Annotated in this window: 23 protein-coding genes; 13 read left to right on the top strand and 10 right to left on the bottom strand. The window is 67.0% G+C overall.

The features are described 5' to 3' along the window. Positions 1 to 4: 4 nt before the first annotated feature. Complete coding sequence (acnB, locus tag ACEI37_RS08120) at positions 5 to 2596, bottom strand: bifunctional aconitate hydratase 2/2-methylisocitrate dehydratase (protein WP_373376228.1); 2592 nt, start codon at positions 2594 to 2596, stop codon at positions 5 to 7. Between the two features lie 478 nt (positions 2597 to 3074). Here acnB and fliL point away from each other — a divergent pair, with 478 nt between their 5' ends. From fliL to nadC, 8 genes are all read left to right on the top strand, one after another. After that, complete coding sequence (fliL, locus tag ACEI37_RS08115) at positions 3075 to 3566, top strand: flagellar basal body-associated protein FliL (RefSeq protein ID WP_252676214.1); 492 nt, start codon at positions 3075 to 3077, stop codon at positions 3564 to 3566. 57 nt (positions 3567 to 3623) lie between these two features. Beyond that, positions 3624 to 4643: a flagellar motor switch protein FliM gene (gene fliM, locus ACEI37_RS08110; RefSeq protein ID WP_012355214.1), complete on the top strand. Its 1020-nt coding sequence runs from the start codon at positions 3624 to 3626 to the stop codon at positions 4641 to 4643. Beyond that, on the top strand, positions 4636 to 5082 hold the full coding sequence (gene fliN, locus ACEI37_RS08105) for a flagellar motor switch protein FliN (protein ID WP_111520041.1): 447 nt from the start codon (positions 4636 to 4638) through the stop codon (positions 5080 to 5082). Before fliM ends, fliN begins: the two co-directional genes overlap by 8 nt. Further along, on the top strand, positions 5079 to 5534 hold the full coding sequence (fliO, locus tag ACEI37_RS08100; RefSeq protein WP_373376227.1) for a flagellar biosynthetic protein FliO: 456 nt from the start codon (positions 5079 to 5081) through the stop codon (positions 5532 to 5534). The genes fliN and fliO overlap by 4 nt, the downstream gene beginning before the upstream one ends. 29 nt (positions 5535 to 5563) lie before the next feature. Then, positions 5564 to 6379, top strand: coding sequence for a flagellar type III secretion system pore protein FliP (gene fliP, locus ACEI37_RS08095; protein ID WP_373377735.1), 816 nt, complete (start codon positions 5564 to 5566; stop codon positions 6377 to 6379). 38 nt (positions 6380 to 6417) lie between these two features. Next, entirely contained in the window at positions 6418 to 6687 is a 270-nt protein-coding gene (fliQ, locus tag ACEI37_RS08090) for a flagellar biosynthesis protein FliQ (protein ID WP_012355210.1), read from the top strand. A gap of 77 nt (positions 6688 to 6764) precedes the next feature. After that, positions 6765 to 7550, top strand: a complete 786-nt coding sequence (gene fliR, locus ACEI37_RS08085) for a flagellar biosynthetic protein FliR (RefSeq protein WP_373376226.1) — start codon at positions 6765 to 6767, stop codon at positions 7548 to 7550. Between the two features lie 144 nt (positions 7551 to 7694). Then, on the top strand, positions 7695 to 8528 hold the full coding sequence (nadC, locus tag ACEI37_RS08080; RefSeq protein WP_373376225.1) for a carboxylating nicotinate-nucleotide diphosphorylase: 834 nt from the start codon (positions 7695 to 7697) through the stop codon (positions 8526 to 8528). 131 nt (positions 8529 to 8659) lie between these two features. Here nadC and ACEI37_RS08075 read toward each other — a convergent pair whose 3' ends face one another. Next, positions 8660 to 9205 (bottom strand): MarR family winged helix-turn-helix transcriptional regulator, encoded by a 546-nt coding sequence (locus tag ACEI37_RS08075; RefSeq protein ID WP_012355207.1) that lies wholly within the window; start codon positions 9203 to 9205, stop codon positions 8660 to 8662. Positions 9206 to 9558: 353 nt separating this feature from the next. Between ACEI37_RS08075 and phnN the strand changes: the two genes are divergently transcribed. Beyond that, positions 9559 to 11364: a phosphonate metabolism protein/1,5-bisphosphokinase (PRPP-forming) PhnN gene (phnN, locus tag ACEI37_RS08070; RefSeq protein WP_373376224.1), complete on the top strand. Its 1806-nt coding sequence runs from the start codon at positions 9559 to 9561 to the stop codon at positions 11362 to 11364. A gap of 44 nt (positions 11365 to 11408) precedes the next feature. After that, entirely contained in the window at positions 11409 to 12401 is a 993-nt protein-coding gene (locus ACEI37_RS08065; protein ID WP_373376223.1) for a tripartite tricarboxylate transporter substrate binding protein, read from the top strand. Positions 12402 to 12428: 27 nt separating this feature from the next. On the opposite strand, the gene ACEI37_RS08060 is transcribed toward ACEI37_RS08065, so the two are convergent. From ACEI37_RS08060 to ACEI37_RS08035, 6 genes are all read right to left on the bottom strand, one after another. Then, positions 12429 to 13658, bottom strand: a complete 1230-nt coding sequence (locus tag ACEI37_RS08060) for an RtcB family protein (RefSeq protein WP_373376222.1) — start codon at positions 13656 to 13658, stop codon at positions 12429 to 12431. 76 nt (positions 13659 to 13734) lie between these two features. Next, positions 13735 to 14703, bottom strand: coding sequence for a threo-3-hydroxy-L-aspartate ammonia-lyase (locus ACEI37_RS08055; protein ID WP_373376221.1), 969 nt, complete (start codon positions 14701 to 14703; stop codon positions 13735 to 13737). Between the two features lie 81 nt (positions 14704 to 14784). Further along, complete coding sequence (locus ACEI37_RS08050; protein ID WP_373376220.1) at positions 14785 to 16422, bottom strand: methyl-accepting chemotaxis protein; 1638 nt, start codon at positions 16420 to 16422, stop codon at positions 14785 to 14787. 231 nt (positions 16423 to 16653) lie between these two features. Then, positions 16654 to 17412 carry an enoyl-CoA hydratase/isomerase family protein gene (locus ACEI37_RS08045; RefSeq protein ID WP_373376219.1) on the bottom strand — a complete coding sequence of 253 codons (759 nt, stop codon included), beginning with the start codon at positions 17410 to 17412 and terminating at the stop codon, positions 16654 to 16656. Between the two features lie 33 nt (positions 17413 to 17445). Then, positions 17446 to 18201, bottom strand: coding sequence for a glutathione S-transferase family protein (locus ACEI37_RS08040; RefSeq protein WP_373376218.1), 756 nt, complete (start codon positions 18199 to 18201; stop codon positions 17446 to 17448). Positions 18202 to 18217: 16 nt separating this feature from the next. Further along, positions 18218 to 19198 carry a quinone oxidoreductase gene (locus ACEI37_RS08035; protein ID WP_373376217.1) on the bottom strand — a complete coding sequence of 327 codons (981 nt, stop codon included), beginning with the start codon at positions 19196 to 19198 and terminating at the stop codon, positions 18218 to 18220. Positions 19199 to 19430: 232 nt separating this feature from the next. Here ACEI37_RS08035 and ACEI37_RS08030 point away from each other — a divergent pair, with 232 nt between their 5' ends. Together ACEI37_RS08030 and ACEI37_RS08025 are read left to right on the top strand one after the other, a co-directional pair. Beyond that, positions 19431 to 20666, top strand: coding sequence for a CaiB/BaiF CoA transferase family protein (locus ACEI37_RS08030; protein WP_373376216.1), 1236 nt, complete (start codon positions 19431 to 19433; stop codon positions 20664 to 20666). Between the two features lie 47 nt (positions 20667 to 20713). Continuing rightward, positions 20714 to 21691, top strand: coding sequence for a Bug family tripartite tricarboxylate transporter substrate binding protein (locus tag ACEI37_RS08025; RefSeq protein ID WP_373376215.1), 978 nt, complete (start codon positions 20714 to 20716; stop codon positions 21689 to 21691). An 18-nt stretch (positions 21692 to 21709) separates the two neighbouring features. Here the strand turns inward: ACEI37_RS08025 and ACEI37_RS08020 are convergent, their stop codons facing one another. Next, positions 21710 to 22396: a GntR family transcriptional regulator gene (locus tag ACEI37_RS08020; RefSeq protein ID WP_373376214.1), complete on the bottom strand. Its 687-nt coding sequence runs from the start codon at positions 22394 to 22396 to the stop codon at positions 21710 to 21712. 115 nt (positions 22397 to 22511) lie between these two features. After that, complete coding sequence (locus tag ACEI37_RS08015; RefSeq protein ID WP_373376213.1) at positions 22512 to 24644, bottom strand: catalase; 2133 nt, start codon at positions 24642 to 24644, stop codon at positions 22512 to 22514. A gap of 318 nt (positions 24645 to 24962) precedes the next feature. On the opposite strand from ACEI37_RS08015, the gene ACEI37_RS08010 reads away from it, so the two are divergent. Continuing rightward, a complete protein-coding gene (locus tag ACEI37_RS08010; RefSeq protein ID WP_373376212.1) occupies positions 24963 to 25169 on the top strand; it encodes a hypothetical protein in 207 nt (68 codons plus the stop codon). Positions 25170 to 25203 lie beyond the last annotated feature (34 nt).

Here is a 25203-nt window from a genome sequence, read left to right as displayed (position 1 = left end):
CAACTTACACCGTCACGCCGTCGGCCACTTCCTTGAAGTCCTCGATCTGGTCGAAGTTCATGTACTTGTAGATCTTGTCGCCATTCTGGTTGATGACGCCAATATCGGCCATGTACTCTTCCTTGGTCGGGATCCGGCCCAGGCGCGAGCAGATCGCGGCCAGTTCCGCCGAGCCCAGATACACGTTGGTGTTCTTGCCCAGGCGGTTCGGGAAGTTGCGGGTCGAGGTCGACATCACGGTCGCGCCTTCGCGCACCTGGGCCTGGTTGCCCATGCACAGCGAGCAGCCCGGCATTTCGGTGCGGGCACCGGCGGTGCCGAACACGCCGTAGTGGCCTTCCTCGGTCAGCTGCTTCTGGTCCATCTTGGTCGGCGGGGCGACCCACAGCTTGACCGGGATGTCGCGCTTGCCTTCCAGCAGCTTGGACGCCGCGCGGAAGTGGCCGATGTTGGTCATGCACGAACCGATGAAGACTTCGTCGATCTTGGCGCCGGCCACGTCCGACAGGGTCTTGACGTCGTCCGGGTCGTTCGGGCAGGCCACGATCGGCTCGTGCACGTCGGCCAGGTCGATCTCGATCACGGCGGCGTATTCGGCGTCGGCATCCGGCTCCAGCAGCTTCGGATCGGCCAGCCAGGCTTCCATGGCCTTGATGCGGCGCTGCAGGCTGCGCGGATCTTGATAACCCTGGGCGATCATCCACTTCAGCAGCGTGATGTTGCTGTTGATGTATTCGATGATCGGGTCCTTGTTCAGGCGCACCGTGCAACCGGCGGCCGAACGCTCTGCCGATGCATCCGACAGCTCGAACGCTTGCTCGACCTTCAGGTCGGGCAGGCCTTCGATTTCAAGGATGCGGCCGGAGAAGATGTTCTTCTTGCCTTGCTTGGCCACGGTCAGCAGGCCTTGCTTGATCGCGTACAGCGGGATCGCGTTGACCAGATCGCGCAGGGTCACGCCCGGCTGCATCTGGCCCTTGAAGCGCACCAGCACCGATTCCGGCATGTCCAGCGGCATCACGCCGGTGGCGGCGGCAAAGGCGACCAGGCCCGAACCTGCGGGGAAGCTGATGCCGATCGGGAAGCGGGTGTGCGAGTCGCCGCCGGTGCCGACGGTGTCAGGCAGAAGCATGCGGTTCAGCCACGAGTGGATCACGCCGTCGCCCGGGCGCAGCGAGATGCCGCCGCGGGTGCTGATGAACTCGGGCAGGGTGTGGTGGGTCTTGACGTCGACCGGCTTCGGATAGGCGGCGGTGTGGCAGAACGACTGCATCACCAGGTCGGCCGAGAAGCCCAGGCAGGCCAGGTCCTTCAGCTCGTCGCGGGTCATCGGGCCGGTGGTGTCCTGCGAGCCCACCGAGGTCAGCTTCGGTTCGCAGTAGGTGCCCGGGCGGATGCCCTTGCCTTCTTCCAGGCCGCAGGCGCGGCCAACCATCTTCTGCGCCAGCGTGAAGCCCTTGCCGGTATCGGCCGGGTTCTGCGGCAGGCGGAACAGCGTCGACGGGGCCAGGCCCAGGGCCTCGCGCGCCTTGGCGGTCAGGCCGCGGCCGACGATCAGCGGGATGCGGCCGCCGGCGCGGACTTCGTCGAACAGCACGTCGGACTTGACCTTGAACTCGGCGATCACTTCACCGTTCTTCAGGGCCTTGCCTTCGTACGGGCGCAGCTCGACCACGTCGCCCATTTCCATCTTCGACACGTCCAGCTCGATCGGCAGCGCGCCGGCGTCTTCCATGGTGTTGTAGAAGATCGGGGCGATCTTGTTGCCCAGGCACACGCCGCCGAAGCGCTTGTTCGGGATGAAGGGGATATCTTCACCGGTGAACCACAGCACCGAGTTGGTGGCGGACTTGCGCGAGGAACCGGTACCGACCACGTCGCCGACGTAGGCGACCAGGTGGCCCTTTTCCTTCAGCGATTCGATGAACTTAACCGGGCCGCGCTTGCCGTCTTCTTCGGGCTGGAAGGCCGCGCCTTCGCGCTTGTTCTTCAGCATCGCCAGCGCGTGCATCGGGATGTCCGGGCGGGTGGTGGCGTCCGGGGCCGGCGACAGGTCGTCGGTGTTGGTTTCGCCCGGCACCTTGAACACGGTGATGGTCAGGCTTTGCGGCACTTCCGGACGGCTGGTGAACCATTCGGCGTCGGCCCAGCTTTGCAGCACGGCCTTGGCGTTGGCATTGCCCTTGTCGGCCTTCTCCTTCACGTCATGGAAGGCGTCGAACATCAGCAGGGTCTTCTTCAGCGCGTCGGCGGCGACGGTGCCGACTTCGGCGTCGTCCAGCAGCTCGATCAGCGGCGAGATGTTGTAGCCGCCCAGCATGGTGCCCAGCAGCTCGGTGGCCTTCGCACGCGAGATCAGCGCGCACTGTTCCTTGCCCAGCGCCACGGCGGCCAGGTACGAGGCCTTGACCTTGGCGGCGTCGTCAACGCCGGCCGGTACGCGGTGGGAAATCAGCTCCACCAGGTTCTGTTCTTCGCCGGCGGGCGGGTTCTTCAGCAGTTCGATCAGCTCGGCCGTCTGCTTGGCGGTCAGGGGCAGAGGGGGGATGCCAAGCGCGGCGCGCTCGGCCACATGTGCGCGATAGTTTTCAAGCATGGGAACCTGCTGAGTAATTAGGTTTAGAAAGACTCGGTACGTCGCGATTGTAGTCGGAAGCGGCTCCTGGGTCAAATGTCTTATATCTTATATAAGAGTGTTTTGGTGAAATTCCATGTTAAACAACGACTTGGTGAATGGATGAGTTTCCGTTTTGCATGGATTGCTACCCGAGTAGCGTAGTAGGGAATGCGAAAAACTGGCTACCGCCCGGCCGCGACCGGGCCGACCATAACGTCCATCCCAGCCGGCCATGTCGAGCGTCATCCCGCCATCCCCTGCCCCGCCGCCCTCAAGTTCCCCGACCAAGCAGCGTTAACCAGCCTGCAGGCGCGCAACACAAAGGCGCCCGCTCGCGTAGCCGTGCCTGCTCCCTTTCCGCTCAAATGGCCAAGCTGAAAGGGTTTCCCCCTTTTTTTCGGCCCTTTGCTGGCCTGCGATTCCGGAAGAATGGCAGGCATTCCGATACAGGCTTCTCATGGCGAACACGGCTTCCCCTCCCCGGACTGGCAACACAGGCAAGCGCGGCCGGCTGCTGCTGATCGGCGCCGGCGTGCTGGTTGTGGCACTGGGTGCCGGAGGCTTCGTGCTGGGCAGCGTGCTGAGCAACCGCCAGCCGGCGGCGCCCGCAGTGCCCGCCGCTCCGGTTGTCCCGCCGCCGATCTTCGTGCCGCTGGACGCGTTCACCGTCAACCTGCGCAGCGAGGACGGCGACCGCTTCCTGCATACCGGGCTGTCGCTGAAGGTGGCTGACGCCGCCACCCAGGCGCGCCTGGCCCAGTACCTGCCCGAGGCGCGCAGCCGCATCCTGCTGTTGCTGTCCGCGCGGCAGCCGGCCGAGCTGGCCACCGTCGACGGCAAGCGCAAGCTGGCCGACGACATCCGCGACACCATCAGCAAGCCGTTTGCCAGCGGCCTGCCGGCGCAACACGTGCTGGACGTGCTGTTCACCTCGTTCGTGGTGCAGTAAGCGCAAGCCAGGGCAGCACGTTTCATCCATAACGCCGCACAAGGGGCAGGACACTAGATGGCCTACGACAAGTTCCTCTCGCAAGACGAGGTAGACGAGCTGCTCAAGGGCGTATCCGGCGAGGCCGATACGCCCAAGGCCAGCGAGACTGCGCCCGACGAGGGCGGGGTACGCCCCTACAACCTGGCGACGCAGGAACGCATCATCCGCGGCCGCCTGCATACGCTGGAAATCATCAACGAGCGCTTTGCGCGCTCGCTGCGCACGGCGCTGTTCAACTTTATCCGCCGCGGCGCGGATATCTCCGTGGGCAGTGTCAGGATCGAGAAGTTCGGCGATTTCGCGCGCAACCTGCCGATGCCGACCAACCTCAACCTGGTCCACCTGAAGCCGCTGCGCGGCACGGCGCTGTTCGTCTACGACCCCAACCTGGTCTTCCTGGTGGTCGATAACCTGTTCGGCGGCGACGGCCGCTTCCACACCCGCGTGGAAGGCCGCGACTTTACCCAGACCGAGCAACGCATCATCCAGCGCATGCTGGAGCTGACGCTGACCAGCTACGGCAATGCCTGGCGCACCGTGCATCCGATCGAGACCGAGTACATCCGCTCGGAGATGCACCCCAAGTTTGCCAACGTCGCCACGCACAACGAAGCCGTGGTGACCACCGCCTTCCACATCGAGCTGGGCGCCGTCGGCGGCCAGCTGCACGTATGCCTGCCGTACGCGATGATCGAGCCCCTCAAGGACCTGCTGATGAATCCGCTGCAGGACGAGAAGGAGGTCGACAAGGGCTGGGTCACGCAACTGTCGACGCAGCTGCGCGCGGCCGAGGTCGAGCTGGTGGCCGAGTTCGCGCACCTGCAGAGCACGGTGGCCGAGGTGCTGGCGATGCGCGCCGGCGACGTGCTGCCGATCGAACTGCCCGAGAAGGTGTTCGGCAAGGTGGACGGCGTGCCCGTGATGCAATGCGGCTTCGGCACCATGAACGGCCAGTACGCGCTGCGGGTAGAACGAATGATCAATCACCAGGACGGCGATTCCCACCTGGATACCGAGGACACCGATTATGACTGACGGCATCGAGGACAAGCCGGTCGACCCGATGGACGACTGGGCCAGCGCGCTGGCCGAGCAGACCAGCGCCACTTCCGCCGAAATCCCCGCCGCTGCCGCGCCGGCGTCGGCAGCCGCCACGCCCGCGGCCGCCACGGTCTTCCCGCCGCTGGCCAAGGAAGCGCCGAGTGGCTTCCGCAACGATATCGAGATGATCCTCGATATCCCGGTGCAACTGACGGTAGAACTGGGCCGCACCAAGGTGCCGATCAAGAACCTGCTGCAGCTGGCGCAGGGCTCGGTGGTGGAACTCGACGGCCTGGCCGGCGAGCCGATGGACGTGCTGGTCAACGGCTACCTGATCGCCCAGGGCGAAGTGGTGGTGGTCAACGACAAGTTCGGCATCCGCCTGACCGACATCATCACGCCGTCCGAACGCATCCGGAAGCTGAACAAATGACAGCCGCAACCCGCGCCCTGCTGGCTGCGCTTGCCGCGCTTCCCGGCGCCGCAATTGCCGCCGAAGGCACGCCGGCGCCCGCCATCAGCGGCGCGGCCAGCCTGGCGCAGGCCGGGCTGGGGCTGTTCGTCATCATCGCGCTGATCCTGGGCCTGGCCTGGATGGCACGGCGTGCCGGCCTGGTGCGCCACGCCACCGGCGGCACGATGAAGGTGGTCGGCAGCACCATGCTGGGCGCACGCCAGCGCCTGGTGCTGGTCGAGGTCGGCGATACCTGGCTGGTGCTGGGCGTCAGCCCCGGCGAGATCCGGCCGCTGCATACCATGGCGGCAGGCTCGCCGGCCGCCGGCCAGACCGGCGCGCACATCGCCGCCGGACCGTCGCAACCGCCTTCCGGCGGCAGCTTTGCCGAGAAGCTGCTGCGCTCGATGCAGGCCCAATTCAAATCATGACTTACCCCCTCGCCACGCCATGGCAACTGCTGCCGCGCGCAGGCCGCGCCGCGCGCCCGGCCTCGCAGCTTTCCGCGTTGCTGCCCTCGCCGCTGTTGTCCCGGTTGTCCGTGCTGGCGCTGTTGCTGGCCCTGGCCGCGCTGGCGCCCGCGCAAGCGTGGGCCCAGGCGGCGCTGCCCGGCGTGATCAGCAAGCCCGCCCCCGGCGGCGGCCAGATCTGGTCGCTGCCGGTGCAGACGCTGGTGCTGCTGACCTCGCTGTCGTTCCTGCCCGCGGCGATGCTGATGATGACCGGCTTCACCCGCGTCATCATCGTGCTGGGGCTGCTGCGCAACGCGCTGGGCACGGCCACCTCGCCCCCCAACCAGGTGCTGGTGGGCCTGTCGCTGTTCCTGACCTTCTTCGTGATGGCGCCGGTGTTCGACCGCGTCTACAACGACGCCTACAAGCCGCTGTCCGAGAACAAGCTCAGCCTCGAAGCCGCCGCAGCCAAGGCAGCCGAGCCGCTCAAGGCCTTCATGCTGCGCCAGACCCGCGAGAAGGACCTGGCCATGTTCGCGCAGATGGCCAAGGCGCCGGAGATGCAGGGTCCGGAGGAAGTGCCGCTCAGCATCCTGGTGCCGGCCTTCGTCACCAGCGAGCTGAAGACCGCGTTCCAGATCGGCTTCACCATCTTCATCCCGTTCCTGATCATCGACCTGGTGGTAGCCAGCGTGCTGATGGCGATGGGCATGATGATGGTGCCGCCGGCCACCATCTCGCTGCCGTTCAAGCTGATGCTGTTCGTGCTGGTCGACGGCTGGCAGCTGCTGCTGGGCTCGCTGGCGCAGAGCTTCATGAGCTGACGCCGGGCGCCCGCGCCAGCCATTTCTTCGCAAGAGCCATGACCCCAGAGACCGTAATGACCATCGCCACCCAGGCGATGAAGATGACCCTGCTGCTGGCCGCCCCGCTGCTGCTGGTGGCGCTGGCCGCCGGCCTGGTGGTCAGCCTGTTCCAGGCCGCGACCCAGATCAACGAGATGACGCTGAGCTTCATCCCCAAGCTGATCGCCCTGTTCGCCACCATGGTGCTGGCCGGCCCGTGGATGATCAACGCGATGGTCGACTACATGCGCGAGGTGTTCCAGAGCATCCCCGCGCTGGCGCACTGACGGCGGCCGACGCCGCCATCCGCCGCTGTCCGCCACCGTTGCCGTCCCTCCTCCTGCCTGCCCGCTGACCCGCCGCCGTGATCGAGTTCACCTCAGCCCAGCTCTACGGCTGGCTCGCGGCTTTCCTGTGGCCGTTTTTCCGCATCCTGGCGCTGATCGGCACCGCGCCGCTGTTCGGTGAATCGACCATCCCGCGGCGCGCCAAGATCGCGCTGTCGGCGATGATCGCGATGGTGGTCTCGCCCACCATCGCCCAGCTGCCGGTGGTGCCGGTGTACTCCTTCGACGGGCTGCTGATCATCCTCAATGAAGTCGGCATCGGCCTGGCCACGGGCTTCGTCATGCGTCTGGTCTTTGCCACGGTGCAGCAGGCCGGCGAGATCATCGGGCTGCAGATGGGCCTGTCGTTCGCGTCCTTCTTCGACCGCGCCGCCGGCGGCCAGACCATGGTGCTGTCGCGCTTCCTGAACCTGATCGCGGTGCTGCTGTTCCTGGCGCTGGACGGCCACTTGCTGATGCTGGGCGCGCTGGTCGACAGCTTCAACACCCTGCCCATCGGCGGCACCCCGCTGTCTGCAGGCGGCGCCCTGGCCGTGGCCCGCGCCGGCGGCATGGTGTTCGCCTCCGGGCTGCTGCTGGCGCTGCCGATGATCGCCGCCTTGCTGATCCTGAACCTGGCCATGGGCATCCTCAACCGCGCCTCGCCGCAACTGTCGATCTTCGCGGTGGGCTTTCCGGTGACGCTGTCGGGCGGGCTGCTGGTGCTGATGCTGGTGATGCCGCAGATGGGCAGCTATATGCAGCACATGATCGAGGCGGGGCTGGAGGCGGTGGGGACGGTGCTGGGGCAATTTGGGCGCTAGTGAGTCTGGCGTGGCGCTTCCGACGGGCATAAACTTAGACGTCGAATATTCCTTGACAGGGCCCCGCAAGGCGCTAGTATTACGCCATGTACTTCGATCTCTAAGATTATTGAGGTACGACACCCACCGTTCAGGAGCCCTCACATGTACGACCTCTATGCCACCGACAAGCTGATTGACCTCTGGCTGACCGAAGACATCGGTATCTGCGACCTGACCGTCCAGACCATGATCGAACCGGGTGAAACCGGCACCTTCTGCATGAACGCCCGCGAGTCGATGATCGTTGCCGGTATCGACGTCGCGGCACGCATCTTCGCCCGCTACGATCCAACGCTGTCCATCGACGTGCGCGTGGCCGACGGCGACAAGGTCGGCAAAGGCGCGGTGCTGCTGAACGTGAGCGGCAATGCACGCAGCGTGCTGACGGCGGAACGCACCGCACTGAACATCCTTCAGCGCCTGTGCGGCATCGCCAACCTGACCGCCACCTATGCGCAGGCCATTGCGCATACCAGGGCCCGCCTGATCGACAGCCGCAAGACCACCCCCGGTCTGCGCGCGCTGGAGAAGCACGCGGTCACCTGCGGCGGTGGCCTGAACCACCGGCTGAGCCTGGACAACGGCGTGATGATCAAGGACAACCACATTGCCGTTTGCGGCAGCATCGCCGCCGCGGTGGAACGCGTGCGCCGCAAGCTGCCGGTGCTGACCAAGCTGGAAGTGGAATGCGACCGGCTCGAACAAGTGCACGAGGCACTGGCCGCCGGCGTCGACGTGATCATGCTGGACAACATGTCGGTGCCCGACATGAAGGAGGCGGTGCAGATCATCAATGGCCGCACCAGGGTCGAGGCCTCGGGCGGCATCCGGCTGGAGACTATCCGGGCGGTGGCGGAAACCGGCGTCGACTACATCTCGACCAGCCGGATTACGCAGTCCGCTCCGGCCGTGGATATCGGACTGGACGAAGCCTGACCCCCTGAATCCGGGCCCCTGCGCGCGGCGGGGGCCGCACACCGGTTTCACGCCTTCTACCCGAGGCATTCACCCTCGCCGGCCGCGCCGGCGGGGGCCTTTTCATTGGCAGTGGCCGTCTCGGTCTCGGGCTACAGGTCCGACAGCAGCCGCCCGACTTCCTGCGTCGACGGCACGCGCCGCCCGTTTTCCGCCGAGGCGATCTCGTCGGCGACCAGGCGCTTGGCGATGGTGATCAGGACCCGGCGCGTGGTCGCAACGTCCTGTTCGCTCACTCCCTCCACACTCAGCGCATTGACCTCGGTTGCCAGCGGCTCGAGCTTGCGGCGCAACGCGCGCCCGGTCTTGCTGAGGAACACATGCACCTTCTTCTTGTTGCCGGGCAGGTGCGTGCGTTCAACGTAGCCAAGCGCCTCCAGCGCCTTGACCGCCGCAAAGGTGGTGGGCTCGGTCACGCCGGCGCGCTCGCTTAGTTCGCGCTGCGACAGGCCGTCATGGCGCCACAGGATGCGCAGGATGGTCCAGTGGCCGTACGACACCGAATGTTCCGCCAGGCGCAGTTGCAACGCCCGGATATAGGCGCGCGCGGCGTCTTTCACCAGGTGGGCAAGCCGCTCTTCATCGGCTTCTTCCGGGGGCGTGATCGTGACCGGGGCATCCGGCTTTCTTGTGGCCATAGTGGTAAGCGGAAAGTGAAACGCATCCATGCGGCACCGGATCCACGGTGCCCGCAACAGCGCACATGATAGCGCCTCCACCATGCGCGCGGCGGCGTCGGACTGCGTCGCCGCGCCCTCCAATGTAGCGTTCACTCCATCGGTGCGCGATGCGCGCAACCGAAGCACCAGGCACCGCGAACGCGCACGCCGCGCCCCCGTGTTTTCCCCTACAAACACTCGCATCCCGCGTAACCGCTGGATTTGCGGGCGCTGGTCCGTTGCTTGCATAACCTTAGACATCGAACTTTCCTTGACAGTCGCGAGGCCGGTGCTAGCATTGCCAAACAACTTCGACATCTAAGGTATTAGTCATGAACGCGAGCGGCACCTTCTTCTTTGTGGTGGGCCCCAGTGGCGCGGGCAAGGATGCGCTGATGGACGGGGCGAGGGTGGCGCTCGATGACAACTATGTATTCGCCCGGCGTGTCATCACGCGGCCGGAGGGTGCGGCCGGCGAGGCCCATGAAGCCGTGTCGGAAGCCGAGTTCGCACGGCGCCAGCGCGGCGGCGAATTCCTGGTGACCTGGGATGCGCACGACCTGCGCTATGGCTTGCCGCGATCGCTACTGTCGGAGCTGGAACGCGGGCGCAACGTCGTCGCCAACGGCTCGCGCACCGTGATCGCGGAACTTGCCGCGCGCCTGCCGCGCTTCGTGGTGGTCCTGGTGACGGCGCCGCAAGAGGTGCTGGCCCGGCGCATTGCCGCGCGCGGGCGTGAATCGGGTGAGCAGGTAGCCCGGCGTGTGGCACGGACCGGCGCCGCGCTGCCTGCGGAAGTCCGGTGCATCACCGTGTCGAACGACAGCACACTGGAGGTGGGCAGGGCCCGCTTCGTCGAGGCGCTGCGGCACGGCACGCGTGCATCCGGTGACGGAGCGCCTGCGAGCCGCACCAACCTGATGGCCAAGCTGCGCGGCGAGCCGCTCGACCAGGCCGCCTACGTCGCGATACTGCAGGACGCCATGTCGGGCCGCTACACCGAGGCCGAGCTGACCGAATTCCTGGTCGCCGCGACCCGCTCGCTGGGCGACCAGGAGGTGGTGGCACTGGCACGTGCACGTACGGCATTCACGCCCCGCATCGAATGGGACGAGCCGATCGTGGTCGACAAGCACTCCATCGGCGGCGTGCCCGGCAGCCGCATCACGCTGATCGTGGTGCCGATCGTCGCGGCGTATGGCCTGGCCATGCCCAAGACTTCGTCGCGCGCGATCACTTCCGCTGCCGGCACGGCCGACGCCATGGAAACCGTGGCGCGCGTCGACCTGGCGCACGACGACGTACGCCGCTGCGTGGCGCAGGCGCGCGCCTGCATTGCATGGAACGGCCGCCTGAACCACTCGGTGGTCGACGAAGTGATGAACGCGATCACGCGCCCGCTGCGGCTGGACTCGCGGCGCTGGTCGGTGGCGTCGATCCTGTCGAAGAAATACACAGCCGGGGCTACCCACGTCATCGTCGACCTTCCCTATGGGCCGCAGACCAAGCTGGCTACGCGCGCCGACGCCGAGGCGCTGGGCGCGATGTTCGAGCATGTCGGCAAGGGGCTCGGCCTGCATGTGCGTGCGCTGGTGACCGACGGTGGCCGGCCCATCGGGCGTGGCATCGGGCCCGCACTGGAAGTGCGCGATGTGCGCCAGGTGCTCGCCAACGATCCGCTTGCTCCCGCTGATCTGCGCGACAAGGCCTTGCGCTTTGCCGGCGAGATCATCGCCTTCGATGCGCGCGTGGGCTCGCAAGCGGAGGGCCTGCGCATTGCCACCGCGCTACTCAGCGAAGGCAAGGCCAAGGCCGCCTTTGACCGCATTGCCGCCGCGCAGGGCGCGCGAACCGAGCCCGTGGCGCCCGGTGCGCATACCTGCGTGGTAAGCGCGGCCATGCAGGGCCGCGTGGCCGCCATCGATGGACTGCGCATCTCTGGGGTCGCACGCGCCGCCGGGGCGCCGCGCGAGCTCGGCGCGGGAGTCGATCTGCTGTGCACGATCGGGGCAAAGGTTGCGTCAGGGCAACCCCTCTACCGCATCCATGCGGGTAGCGAGGCGGCACTTGCGGCGGCCGCGGCACTGGCACGCGCGGGCGGCGAGTGCAGCGAGGCGGTGCGTATAGATCCCGATTGACCGGCTTCCCCCTTCCCTTCACCCTAAACCGACGAGGCAAATCAATGAGACTCCTATCCGTCGTCCGCAGTCTGGCATCCCTGCTCCTTGTCGCAAGCAGCCTGGCAACCGTGCCGGGGCGCGCCGAGGCGAACCTGGCGAGTACCTTCCCGCAGAAGCCCATCCGTATGGTGGTGACGTTCCCGGCCGGAGGAGGAACCGATTCGCTGGCGCGCCTGATCGGGACCGACCTCAGCAAATCGCTCGGGCAGCCGGTGGTGGTCGATAACCGCCCTGGCGACAGTGGCAATATTGGCGCGGAGTTTGTCGCCAAGAGCCCGGGTGACGGCTACACCCTGCTGATCGTCAACAGCAGCTTCGCCATCAACCCGAGCGTCTTCAAGAAGCTGCAGTTCAATCCGAAGTCGGATTTCAGCGCGGTCATCACCTTCGCTTCGGTGCCCTCGGTGATCGCCGTGCCGGCGCACTCGAAGCTGCGCACGCTCAACGACCTGCTCACGGCCGGCAAGAGCGGCACGCCGCCCAGCTACGCGTCATGCGGCAACGGTACGCCGCAGCACCTGGCCGGCGAGTTGCTGAAACTCTCGGCGAAGATCGACATGTTGCACGTGCCGTACAAGGGCTGCGCTCCCGCCATCGCCGACGTGCTGGGCAACCAGGCCGACGTCAGCGTCAATACGCTGACCAACACCATTCCCTACCTGAAGAGCAACAAGCTGCGCGCGCTGGCCGTCACGTCGAAGACCCGCTCGCCGTTCCTGCCCGACGTCCCTACGGTGAGCGAGCTGGGCGTGGCCGGCTACGACGTCGACCAGTGGTTCGGCATCCTCGCCCCGGCCAATACGCCTCCCGAGATCGTACAGAAGCTGAACGCCGAGATCGCCAGGGCCATCGCCAAACCCGAGATCAAGGCATCGCTGACGCAGCTCGGCTTTGCCACGACGACCAGCACACCCGCTGAATTCCAGAAGCTGGTGAACGCCGACATCGACCGCTGGCAGAAATTCACCGCCAAAATGAGCCTGGTCGTCGATTGAACGACCCGGGCACCGACCACGGCGGCCTTATCCCTTCACGCACACCACCTGCCGCAGCGTATGCACCACCTCCACCAGGTCTGACTGCGCAGCCATCACCGCGTCGATGTCCTTGTACGCCATCGGGATCTCGTCGATCACGGCGGCGTCCTTACGGCACTCCACCCCTTCGGTGGCCTGCTTCTGGTCGGCCACGGTGAAGCGGCGCTTGGCTTCGCTGCGGCTCATGGTGCGGCCCGCGCCGTGGCTGCAGGAACAAAATGACTCCGGATTGCCCTTGCCGCGCACGATGAACGAGCGCGCGCCCATCGAGCCCGGGATGATGCCCAGCTCGCCGGCGCGCGCGCTGACCGCGCCCTTGCGCGTGACCAGCACGTCGGCGCCAAAGTGATGTTCCTTCTGCACGTAGTTGTGGTGGCAATTCACGGCCTCGAGTTGCGCCTGGAACGGCTTGCGCAGCACTCGCTGCGCCGCGGCCAGCACCGCCTCCATCATCAGCTCGCGATTGCGGCGGGCGTACGCCTGTGCCCATGACACCGCGTAGATGTAGTCCTCGTAGTGCGAGGAGCCTTCCACCAGGTAAGCCAGGTCGCGGTCCGGCAGGTTGGCCAGGTGCTGGCGCATGTCCTGCTGCGCCAGCGTGATGAAGGTGGTGCCGATCGCATTGCCGATGCCGCGCGAGCCGCTGTGCAGCATGAACCAGACCGACTGCGCCTCGTCCAGGCACACCTCGATGAAGTGGTTGCCGGTGCCCAGCGTACCCAGGTGATTGCGATGGTTGGCACGCGCCAGGTGCGGGTATTTGTCGGTGATGCGGCGAAATCCCGGCGCCATCTCGGCCCAGGCGGCGTCGACATGCGCCGGCGCATTGCCCCACGCACCCTGGTCGCGCCGCCCGCCCTGCGCACTGCGGCCATGCGGCACGGCATGCTCGATCGCGCTGCGCAGCTGGCCCAGGTTATCGGGCAGATCGGAGGCGGTCAGCGAAGTCTTCACCGCCATCATGCCGCAGCCGATATCGACGCCTACCGCGGCCGGAATGACGGCGCCGACGGTCGGGATCACCGAGCCGATGGTCGACCCCTTGCCCAGATGTACGTCCGGCATCACCGCCAGATGGCGGAAGATAAACGGCATCCGGGCGGTGTTCACCAGTTGCTCGCGCGCGGCGCCCTCCACCGGCACGCCGCGCGTCCACAGCTTGACCGGCTTGCCGGCGCCGGTGTCGAGTACGTCGTATTGGGTATCGCCTGACATGTTTGCCCAAACCCCTGTGGTATCGGTCTGGAGCTTAGAGAGCCCGCGCCGGCAAGGATTCCCGGCGGCGGGCCTGTCAGCTGGCTCCGACAAACCCCGCAAACGTCCGCAGGTCCACATTCCCGCCCGACACGATAATGCCCACGCGCTTGCCCTTCACATCGAGCTTGCCATGCAGCACCGCGGCTGCGGCCAGGCAGCCGGTGGGCTCGGCGACGATCTTCATGCGGCCGGCGAAGAACTTCATGGTCTCGACCAGTTCGGCGTCAGACACCGTGGCGATATCCGTCACCAGCTCGCGGATCACGGCGAAGGTGTGGTTGCCCAGGTACGGCGTCTGCGCCCCGTCGGCAATGGTGCGCGGGGTATCGATGCGGACGATCTCGCCGCTGCGCAGGCTGCGCTGGCCGTCGTTGCCGGCCTCCGGCTCGACACCGTACACGGCGCAGCCGGGCGACATTGCCTGCGCCGCAACCGCGCAGCCGGATAGCAGCCCGCCGCCGCCCAGGCACACCACCAGCATGTCCAGCGGGCCGGTTTCCTCGAACAGTTCCTTGGCCGCGGTGCCTTGCCCGGCCATCACGTGTGGGTGGTCGTAGGGCGGAATCAGCGTCATGCCGCGCTCGCCGGCGATGCGACGGCCCAGGGCCTCGCGGTCGTCGCGGTAGCGGTCGTACAGCACCACCTCGGCGCCATAGCCGCGCGTGGCCTCGATCTTGATCGCGGGGGCGTCCTGCGGCATCACGATCACCGCCTGCACGCCCAGCAGGCGCGCCGACAGCGCAATCGCCTGCGCGTGGTTGCCGGAAGAAAACGCCAGCACGCCGCCCGCCTTCTGCTGCGGCGTGAACTGGGCAATGGCGTTGTAGGCGCCGCGAAACTTGAAGGCGCCGATGCGCTGGAAGTTCTCGCACTTGAAGAACAGCTGCGCCCCGGTGGCCGCGTCTGCGGTAGCGGAGGTCAGCACCGGGGTGCGATGCGCGGCCACGCGGATGCGCTCGTGCGCGGCGGCAACGTCGTCGAAGGAGATCGGCAGGGCGGTCATGGCGGTGGCAAGGGAGGTGGGAGCGGCCCAGTTTACCCGCCCCGCCGCCGCCTTGCAGCCGCGCCGCCCTCCAGCCTGCCGCTAGGCAGCGGCCATCTGGTGCGCCACGCGCCGCGGCGCGGCCGGCGTACCGGCGCCCGCCGCCATGGTCCCCGCTTCACCCGGCAGGCGGAAGAACGCCACCACCTCGCTCAGTTCGCGGCCCTGCTCTTCCAGCGCGCGCGAGGCGTTGGCCGCCTCGCTCACCAGCGACGCGTTCTGCTGCGTGACCTGGTCGATCTGCACGATGGCCTGGTTGACCTGCTCGATGCCACGGGTCTGCTCGGCCGATGCCGTCGCGATCTCCTCGACGATGCCGGTCACGCGCGCCACCGCCTGGGTCACCTCGGCCATGGTCTGGCCGGCCTCGCTGGCCAGCGACGAGCCATCCTGCACCTGCCGTCCCGAGGCCTCGATCAGCTCCTTGATCTCCTTGGCCGCGCTCGACGAGCGCTGGGCCAGCCCACGTACCTCGCTCGCCACCACGGCAAAGCCGCGGCCCTGCTCGCCGGCGCGTGCCGCTTCCACTGCGGCATTCAACGCCAGGATATTGGTCTGGAACGCAATGCCCTCGATGATGCCGGTGATCTCCGCGATCTTGCTCGAGCTGGCGCTGATGTCCTGCATCGTGCCGACCACGCGCTCCACCGTGGTGCTGCCGCGTTGCGCCACATCGGCGGCGCTGCGCGCGAGTTCGCTGGCCTGGCGCGCGTTCTCGGTGTTCTGGCGCACGGTCTCGGTCAGCTCCTCCATGCTGGCCGCGGTCTGCTCCAGCGAGGCCGCCTGCTCCTCGGTGCGGCTGCTGAGGTCGGCATTGCCGCGGGCGATCGCGCTGGTGCTGATGGCGATATTGCCGCTGCTGGCGCGCACGCGGGTGACGGTGGCGGTCAGGCGTTCGTTCATGTCGCGCAATGCCGCCAGCAGCCGGCCGGTCTCGTCATGGCGGTCCACTTCGATGCGCGCGCCCAGGTCGCCGCCGGCAACGGTGCCGGCCACCTCCACGGCTCGCTGGATCGGGCGCGTGATGGCACGCGTGATCAGCACGCCGCCGGCCAGCGCAATGACCGCGGACACCAGCGAGATCAGCACCAGCAGGTTGCGCTGGCGCTCGTAGTCCGCCTCGAGCCTGCGCTCCATTTCCTTCTGGCGGGTCTTGGTGAATTCGGCGTAGGCATCGGTCGACTTGATCAGCGCCGCCAGCAACGGACGGCATTGCTTGTCGATCCGGCCGATGGCTTCCTCGATCTTGCGTTCGATCGCCAGCCCGACAATGCCGGTGGCAACCGGGCCATACTGCGCCTCGACCTTGGCGACCTCCTCGACCAACTTGCGGGCCTCGTCGCTGACGCCAGGCTGGCGCACCATCTCGTTGAGGCGCGCCAGCCGGGTCTGCACGTCTGCGTGCGCGCGCAGGGCGTCGGCCTTCTCGCGCTCCAGCTCCGCCGCATCCGTCACCAGCACCAGGTTGCGCGCCGCGATGGCACGCCGGTCCACCGCGCTGCGCACCTGCGCCGCCATTTCCGCCCGGGCGTTCAACCCGTTCAGGTAGTCATTGAAACCCGCCGTCGCGTCGCCAAGCGCATGCAGCGAATACGCCGACACCACCAGCACCACGCCCGCCAGCGTGCCGAACCCGGCCAGCAGCCGCGTACGGATAGACAGACTCCTGAAAACACTCATGATCACTCCCCTTACCGTCCAAGAAGACGTATGCGCTTCCGTTGTTATGGTTCTACCCGTGTTGCATGCCCGACTGCGGCATGCCACTGCGCGCCCGTTCCTGTGGTCGGCACGGTGTCTCTGTCCGCATGGCGCGTGTTGCCCCGCCGGCCCGGATCCGTGCTCTGGTTGCGGTGGCTAACGGCGGGGATAAGGAGAACTGGTCCCCACGGGAGTGGGGAGTCGGCTGTGTCAGGCGCCGGTAAACCGCGGCTTGCGTTTTTCCTGCCAGGCCAGCGCGCCTTCGCGGATGTCTTGCGACTGGTTGGCGGCGCCGATGTCGACGGCCAGGGCCGCGGCATCCAGCGTGCCGTGACTGATGGCGTTCAGGTGCCGCTTCATGCCTTGCACCGCCAGCGGCGCCAACCCCGCAACGGTATCGCTGAGTTGGTCCGCACGCTCGCGCAGGCGTTCAGCGGGCAGCAATTCGGTCAGGAAACCGCAGCGGAACATCTCGTCGGCATCGATGCGCTCGGCGGTCAGGAACAGGCGCTTGGCATGGTTCAACCCCAGCCGGCTGATATAGCGCTCCATGCCGCGCTGGTAGAAATGCAAACCCAGCCGCGCCGCGGGCATGAACATGTCGACCGCGGCGGTGCCGAGCCGGAAATCGCATGCCAGCGCCAGGTCGGTGCCGCCGCCATAGACGCCCCCGTGGATCTCGGCAATGGTCACCGCGCGGCAGTCTTCCACCGCGTTGACCAGGGTTTCGAAGCCGGCGCCGCGTTGTCCGGCCGCCAGGCGGCCGATATCGAAGCCGCTGCAGAAGTATTTGCCGGTGCTGCGCAGCCGCAGCACCCGCACATCGCTGGCATTTACGGCTTCGACATGGCGCTGCAATTCAGCCAGGTCATCCGGCCCGAGGCGGTTGGCCACTTCCGGGCGGCGCAAGGTGATGGTGGCGACATGACCGGCAATGTCGAGCGAAGGAAGAGAACCGTCAGTTTGCATGGGCAAATAACTCCAAGAGGGAACTTCAGGGAATCAATGGGCCTCGGCGGCTTGCACGCCGCGGCGTGCCAGCGCGATGTCGAAGCGTTCCAGCCGCGCCTGCGCAAACGCGGGCCGGGCTTGCACGCACTGCCACCAGGCCGCTACGGCCGGCGCTGACGACAACGCGCCGGGCGCCAGTTCGGCAATGCGGGCGATAAACGGCGCCGCCGCGATATCGGCCAACGTATAGCGGGCGCCGCAGAGCCAGTTGCCATCGGCCAGCATGGCTTCCATTTTCGGCACCAGCAACAGCAATGCGTCGAGCGCGCGGCGCTTCTCTTCATTCGTGTAGGGCTGGCGCGCGATGCGCAGCCAGGCCTCGCGGCGCTCCGCGGTCGGGATGCGCGCCAGCCGCTCGGCCAGCATGGCATCGCTCCATCGGGTCGCAACCGGCTGCAGCGCGAGGCTCCAGTTCAGCACCAGCAGGTTTGGCAGCGCTTTCTCGTCGGTCCAGCGCACGAAGTTGCGCATCACCGCGCGCTGGTACGGGTCGTCGGGCCGCAATGGCGGCAACGGCCAGGCCTCGTCAAGGTATTCGCAAATAGTGCCGCTTTCATGGAGAAAGCGGCCATCGTCCAGCACCAGCGCCGGCACCACGCCGTTGGGGTTCATCGCCAGGAAGGCGGCCGTATGCTGCTCTTGTGCCGCCAGGTCGACCGGCACGCTGTCATAGTCGATGCCTTTCTCGGCCAGGCACAACCGCACCCGCCGCGACGCACTCGACAACCAGCCATGGAATAGCTTCATGTTGCGCTCGCCGGGCTCAGGGGATCAGCACGGCCGAGCCCGTGGTGGCACGGCCCTCCAGGTCGCGGTGCGCCTCGCGCACGGCAGCCAGCGGGTATCTGTGATGGACTTCCAGCCGCAATTGCCCTTCCGCCACCGCGCCGAACAAGGTAGCCGCGGCGCCGGCCAGTGCCGGCGGGGTGGCGATGTAGGTGCGCAGCGTGGGCCGCGACACGATCAGCGAACGCGCGTGCAGCAGCTGCAGGTCGAAGGCTTCGACATCGCCCGACGCGGTGCCGTAGTTGATCGCCATGCCGCACGGTCGCAGGCATTGCAGCGACGGCACGAATACGTCCTTGCCGACGGCGTCGTAGACCACGGCAACGCCCTCGCCGCCGGTCAGCGCCAGCACCGCGTCGGGAAAATGGTCCTCACGGTAGTTGATGACGTGGTGGCAACCGTGTGCCAGCGCTACCGCCCGCTTGGCCTCGCTGCCCACGGTACCGATCACGGTTGCACCCAGCGCGCGCGCCCACTGCGACAGCAACACGCCCATGCCCCCGGCCGCGGCATGCACCAGCACCGCGTCGCCCGGCTGCACCGCATAGAGTCGGCGCAGCAGATACTCGGCGGTCAGGCCGCGCAACAGCGTGGCGCCCGCCACCTCTTCGGAAACGCCGTCCGGCAACGGCACCAGCCTTCCGGCCGGCACATTGCGGGTCACCTGATAGGCGCCCGGGTGCATGCAGGCAACCCGCTGGCCGATCTGGAACCCCGTCACGCCGGGCCCGATCGCGATGACCTCGCCGGCGCCGACCGAGCCCAGCGTGACAGGAAACGGCACCGCCGCGTGGGGACCATGCGCGCCCTTGCGCTGATAGACGTCTGCGAAGTTGAGGCCAATGGCCGACTGGCGCAGCCGGACTTCGCCTTGCGCCGGCGGTGGCACCGATACCTCGCATGCCTCCAGAACGTCGGGGCCGCCGGTTTTGTTTATACAGAAGGCTTCGGAAAGCATACAAATCCTGTAGCGTTGTTCAGAAGGAGACCAGTTCCGCTCAAATGCCCGGGGTGTAGCGCTTTTCAGTGGTGCCACCCGTTTCCAAGGGGCCCCGAGGGCGACTCGGAGGCGCGATCTGCGCACAGGCTACGCGCATTCCCCGGTCTTCAGCATCATGGAAAATCCGTATACGTATTTTTATGCATGTTATTTGTATACTCAATCCGATCTCCATTGCCAAGGATTTGCCATGACGTCCCTGCCTCCGGGTGCCGAAGCCGGCGGGTTTTCCGCCAAGTGCGGCGACCAGCCGCTGTCGGGCATCACCGTGCTTGACCTGTCCATCGCGCGCGCCGGCCCGGCCGCCGTACGCCTGCTGTCGGATTGGGGTGCCGACGTGATCCGCGTGGAACCGCCCCCGCCGCAGGACCGCGGCTCGGTGACCGGGCGGCGGCGTGGCTCGGACGAGCAGAACCTGCACCGCAACAAGCGCAGCCTGTGCCTGGACCTGAAGACGCCACAGGGCGCCGAGGTGCTGGCGCGCCTGGTGCGGCGCTCCGACGTGGTGGTGGAAAACTTCCGCTCGGTGGTCAAGGAGCGGCTGGGACTGACCTACGAGCGCCTGAGCGCGCTCAATCCGCGCGTGATCCTGGCCAGCATCTCGGGATTCGGGCAGGACGGGCCGTATTGCGAACGCCCGGGCCTTGACCAGATCGTGCAGGGGATGTCGGGACTGAGTTCAGTCACCGGCGAACCCGGGCAGGGGCCGCTGCGGGTCGGCATCGCCATTTCCGATACCACGGCCGGCATGTTCCTGGGGCAGGGCATCTTGCTGGCGCTGCTGCACCGCACACGTAGCGGCCGCGGGCAATGGGTGCATACCTCGCTGATCGAGGGCATGCTCAACAAGCTGGATTTCCAGGCCACCCGCTATACGGTCGACGGCGACGTGCCGACGCAGCAGGGCAATGCGCACCCGACGCTGGTGCCGATGGGCACGTACCGCTGTCGCGACGGCGTGGTCAATATCGCCGCCAGCACCGACCGCATGTGGGCCAACTTCTGCCGCACCGTCGAGGCCGGCTGGCTGCTGGACGATCCCGCCTTCCAGACCGCCGCGGGCCGCGCCGCCGAGCGCCATCGGCTGGACGCCGCCATCAACCAGTGCACCGCCGCATTCACCGCCGCCGAGCTGACCTCGCGCCTGAATGCGGCCGGCGTGCCGTGCGGTCCGGTACTGGATATCGGCCAGGCCTTCGAGGACGCCCAAGTGCGCCACCTGCGCATGACCCGCCCCGCCGAACACCCGGTACTGGGGCCACTTGCGCTGCTGCGCTCGCCGATCAACCTGTCGGCCGCGCCGCACCCCGAACGCTTTGCCCGCGCCGCGCCCGATCCGGGCGAGCACACCGATGAGATCCTGCGCGGGCTGGGCTACGACGACGCTGGCATCGCCGCCTTGCGCGAAGCCAGCGTGGCGTCCTGAACACCGCCCGACACCGCAGCGGCAGCGACTACAACAAGGAGACAACCATGAACCATGCTCTCGGGCGCATTGCCATCGGCGCGACCCTCGCCACCCTGGCGGCCTTGCCGGGCCTCGCCGGCGCGCAGGAATATCCGGCCCGGCCGATCCGGCTGCTGGTGGGCTACACGCCGGCCGGCGCGGCCGACTTCGTCGCCCGGGTGTTCGGCGAAGCGCTGTCCAGGGAACTGGGCCAGACCGTGGTGGTCGAGAACAAGCCCGGCGCCGGCAGCACGCTCGCCTCCGCGGCGCTGGCACAGGCCGCCCCGGACGGCTACACGCTGGGACTGGCCACGGCCACGCTGTATGGCATCGACCAGCAGCTGTACAAGGCCCGCTACAAGGCGACCGATTTCACCCCGGTGACGCGGCTGACGGTGTCGCCGCTGATCCTGGCCGTCAACAAGAACCTGAACGTCAGTGACGTCAAGACACTGGTAGCCAAGGCGCGCGCTCAGCAGGGCAAATTCAACTACTCGTCGTCCGGCATCGGCGGCTCGCCGCATATCGCCGCGCTGCAGTTTGAAAAGGCCACGGGGGCCAAGATGACGCATGTCCCCTATAAGGGCGGCGCCCCGGCGCTGCAGGCCGTGGCCGCTGGCGAGGTGGAATTGTCGTTCGGCACCGCGGCGTCGGTGCTGCCGCTGGGCACGCAAGGCGTGGTGAAGATGATCGGCGTGACCACGCCCAAGCCGTCGGCGGTGGCGCCGGGCCTGCCCGCGCTGGCGGAGATGGGCCTGCCGGGCTTTGACTTTACTTTTTGGTTCGGACTGTTCGGGCCGGCCGGACTGCCCGACGCCATCCGCGACAAGCTCTTCGCCGCCGCAACCAGGGTGATGGCCGACCCGCAATTGCGCGCCAAGCTCGCCGGCAACGGCAGCGAGGTGTCGACTTCGGCGTCGCCCGCGGAGTTCGGCAAATGGGCGGCAGCCGACGGCAAGTCGGCAGTCATGCGTATCGAGCAGGCAGGCGTCAAGCTGGACTAATCCGCCGGTCGGCCGGGACTAGCGGCGGCCGCGGCGGCCGCCGGCTTCGTCGTCGGGCATGGCCGCGATCATGTCCGCATAGACGTCGCCGCCGGTGGCGATATGGCGAACCATGGCGGCCGCGGCGTCTTCCTCGTTGCCCCGCACGATGGCGTCCTTTACGTTCTCATGCTCCGCCAGCGAGGCCAGGATACGCGCCGGCTTCTCGAAGCGCAGATCGCGCATGCCGCGCATGCGCGCGCGCATGGTGCGGATCTGCCGCGACAGGATGTCATTGCAGCACGCCGCGTAGATGACGTCATGGAAGGCATCGTTGGCTTCGCGGTAGCGATCGGAATCGGCTCGCTCCGCTGCCGCGCGGCATGCATCGAACGCCTGCTGCAGCGCCGTGCGCTGCGCCGCGGAAATACGCCGCGCCGCCAGCCGGGCCGCCAGCGCCTCCAGCTGGACCAGGATCTCGTTCATCGCCACGTACTCGCGCAGCGTGATCGACGACACGATCGCGCCCTGGCGCGGCACCAGGTCCACCAGGCCGGCCGACTCCAGCTGGATCAGCGCCTCGCGCACCGGCGTGCGCGACACGCCGAAACGCGCCAGCAACTGCTGCTCCTCCAGCTGGGTACCGCTGGGAAGTTTTCCGGAAAGAATCTCCTGCTCGATTGCGGCGCGGATGGTTTCGGACAGGCTCTTCTTTTCTTCGGACATGGACTGCGGCAAGCAGGAACAGGGATAAGGGATTCTAACCCGCCCTGCGTATTCACAGGCTTGCTTTGTGTGCACACGGCTGGCTGCCCGAGGCCGGGCAGCAGCCGCCTGAGCCCTACGCCAACACGCGCACCTGTGGCTCCCTATCCCAGTGCCGCGTCTTCGCCGCGGCGATAAAGCGGGCGGTGTCGTTGGCTGGCACGATGCCCTGGTCCGGCTGTACTCGGGCCTGGGCCAGCAACTGCTCGCCGCCCGCATCCGCGGCGATCGCCTTCAGATGGGCATAGGCAAAGCAGACAAAATCCAGCGCCGCGCTCTCCTGCGCCAGCATCGCGGCACCGTCGGCCGACAGCACCACGGCCACCGCATCGAACATCACCGAAGGCGTCCCGGCCAACTGTCCATCCGCTGGCAGCTTGGTGCCATCGGCCAGCACCGCGCCGCCGACCTTGGGCGCGACGATCTTCACCGTGGCGCCGGCGGCGCTGGCCGCCTGCCGGATCGCCTCGACGGTGGCACCGTCGGAGCCGTCGGCGACCAGGATGCCGATCTCGCGCCCCTGTAGCGTGTCTTTCATCTTGCCGATGATCTGCAGCGCCGGCGAAGGCGGCAGGTCCTGCACCGGCGCGGCGGTGGGCAGCGGTTCGGGCACCTGGTCCAGCGCCAGGCCGTCGGCAACGCGCCGGCCCAGGTCCGGGTCGATATTGAGCAGGTGGGCCACCATGCGCTCGCGCACATGCACGTGCTCGACCTTCGACAGCTCGAACACCAGCGCCGAGGCGATATGCGCCTGCTCGGCACGGGTCTGGCTGCGGTAGAAGAGGCGCGCCTGGCTGTAGTGGTCGGCAAAGGTCTCGGGGCGGATGCGGCCCTTGTCGCCCTGCTCGGGCACCAGCGCGTGGCGGAAGCCCAGGTCGGGCGCCTCGCGCGGGGAGTCGTCGGACAGCGAGTTGGGCTCGTAGGCGACGCGTCCCTTGGGCCGCTGCATCTGCATATGGCCGTCGCGCTGGTGGTTGGCGAACGGGCACTTGGGCGCGTTCACCGGAATCTGGTTGAAGTTGGGTCCGCCCAGGCGCAGCAGCTGCGTGTCGAGGTACGAGAACAGCCGGCCCAGCAGCAGGGGATCGTTGGAGAAATCGATGCCGCGCACGATATTGGCGGGGCAGAACGCCACCTGCTCGGTCTCGGCAAAGAAGTTGTCGGGCCAGCGGTCCAGCACCATGCGGCCGATGATCTTCAGCGGCACGGTCTCTTCCGGGATGATCTTGGTCGCATCGAGATGGTCGAACGGGAACTTCGCGGCATCGTCCTCCGTGAACAACTGCACGCCCAACTCCCATTCCGGGAAGTTGCCGGACTGGATCGCATTGAACATGTCGCGGCGATGGAAGTCCGGATCGGCGCCGGCGATCTTGACGGCTTCGTCCCACACGGTGGACTGCAGCCCCAGCTTCGGGCGCCAGTGGAACTTGACGAAGGTGGACCGGCCCTGCTCGTCGAGCAGGCGGAAGCTGTGCACGCCGAAGCCTTCGATCATGCGCAGCGAACGCGGGATGGTCCGGTCCGACATGATCCACATGACCATGTGCATCGACTCCGGCGTCAGCGAGATGAAGTCCCAGAACGTATCGTGCGCGGTGGCCGATTGCGGGAAGCCGCGGTCAGGCTCCATCTTGACCGCGTGGACCACGTCAGGGAACTTCATCGCGTCCTGGATGAAAAACACCGGGATGTTGTTGCCGACCAGGTCCCAGTTGCCTTCCTTCGTATAGAACTTGACCGCAAAGCCACGCACGTCGCGCGGCGTGTCGACCGAACCTGCGCCACCAGCCACGGTGGAAAAGCGCGCGAACACCGGCGTCTTGACGCCGACCTCGGTCAGGATGCGGGCGGTGGTGAATTGCGCCAGCGAATCGGTCAGCTCGAAATAGCCGTGCGCCGCGGTGCCGCGCGCATGGACGATCCGCTCGGGAATGCGCTCATGGTCGAAGTGTGTAATTTTTTCACGCAGGATGAAATCTTCGAGCAGGGTTGGGCCGCGCGGATTGGCCTTGAGCGAGTTCTGGTTGTCCGCGATGGGCGCGCCCTGGTTGGTGGTCAGCGGCGCATGGGTGCCGCCGGCAACCTGGTGCAACTCACCGCCAGTGCCGCGCTGGGCATCGCCATAACCGGCCGGAGCGCCCTGGGCAGTGGTGGCAGGTGTGGAGTTTGACGTGGGCTTGGCCTGGGCGTCGGACGTGTCGGGCATATCGGTCTCCTGTGTCGGGTTGACGGTTGAAGGGATTGCAATCCGGCAAGGCTTGCAATTGCCACGCCCGCTTTCGGACACTTTTGGTTACAAAGGCGAAATGCCGGAAGTGCGGTCTGTCAAACATCTGACATTTGATCCGTCAACAATCGCCCGCTGTCGCGGCAAGCCATGGCCATTTCACTGACCGGCCCGATCTGCGCTTGCCATCTGCCCTCGGGCGGAAGTCCATCGCGTGCAGCCCGCTGTCGGCGCATGGGCGCGGCCACCGTTATTCCCTTAACCAAAACGAAAGGCCCTGCACCAATGAGACCAATCTTGCTGTCGCATTCCGTCCGGCCATGGCTGGCCGCCGGCACGATCACCCTGGCATTGATGCTTGCCGCTTGCGGCGGCGACGATTCGCCGGGCGCGGGAGGCGGCACGCTGCAGCCCAGCGCCGCCAACGGCAACGCGCTTGACGCAGCCGGCAAGCCCGGACACACCGGCAAGCCCGGCAACTGCAGCACGCGTTGCGCCCCCTGACGTGCGCCTGAAGCGCGCCGCTTTCCGATCCAGC

The sequence above is a fragment of the Cupriavidus nantongensis genome, from assembly GCF_041726985.1.
Classification (GTDB): Bacteria; Pseudomonadota; Gammaproteobacteria; order Burkholderiales; family Burkholderiaceae; genus Cupriavidus; species Cupriavidus nantongensis_A.
Note: the sequence above shows the minus strand (reverse complement) of the source record. Positions and strands in the feature narration are given on the sequence as shown.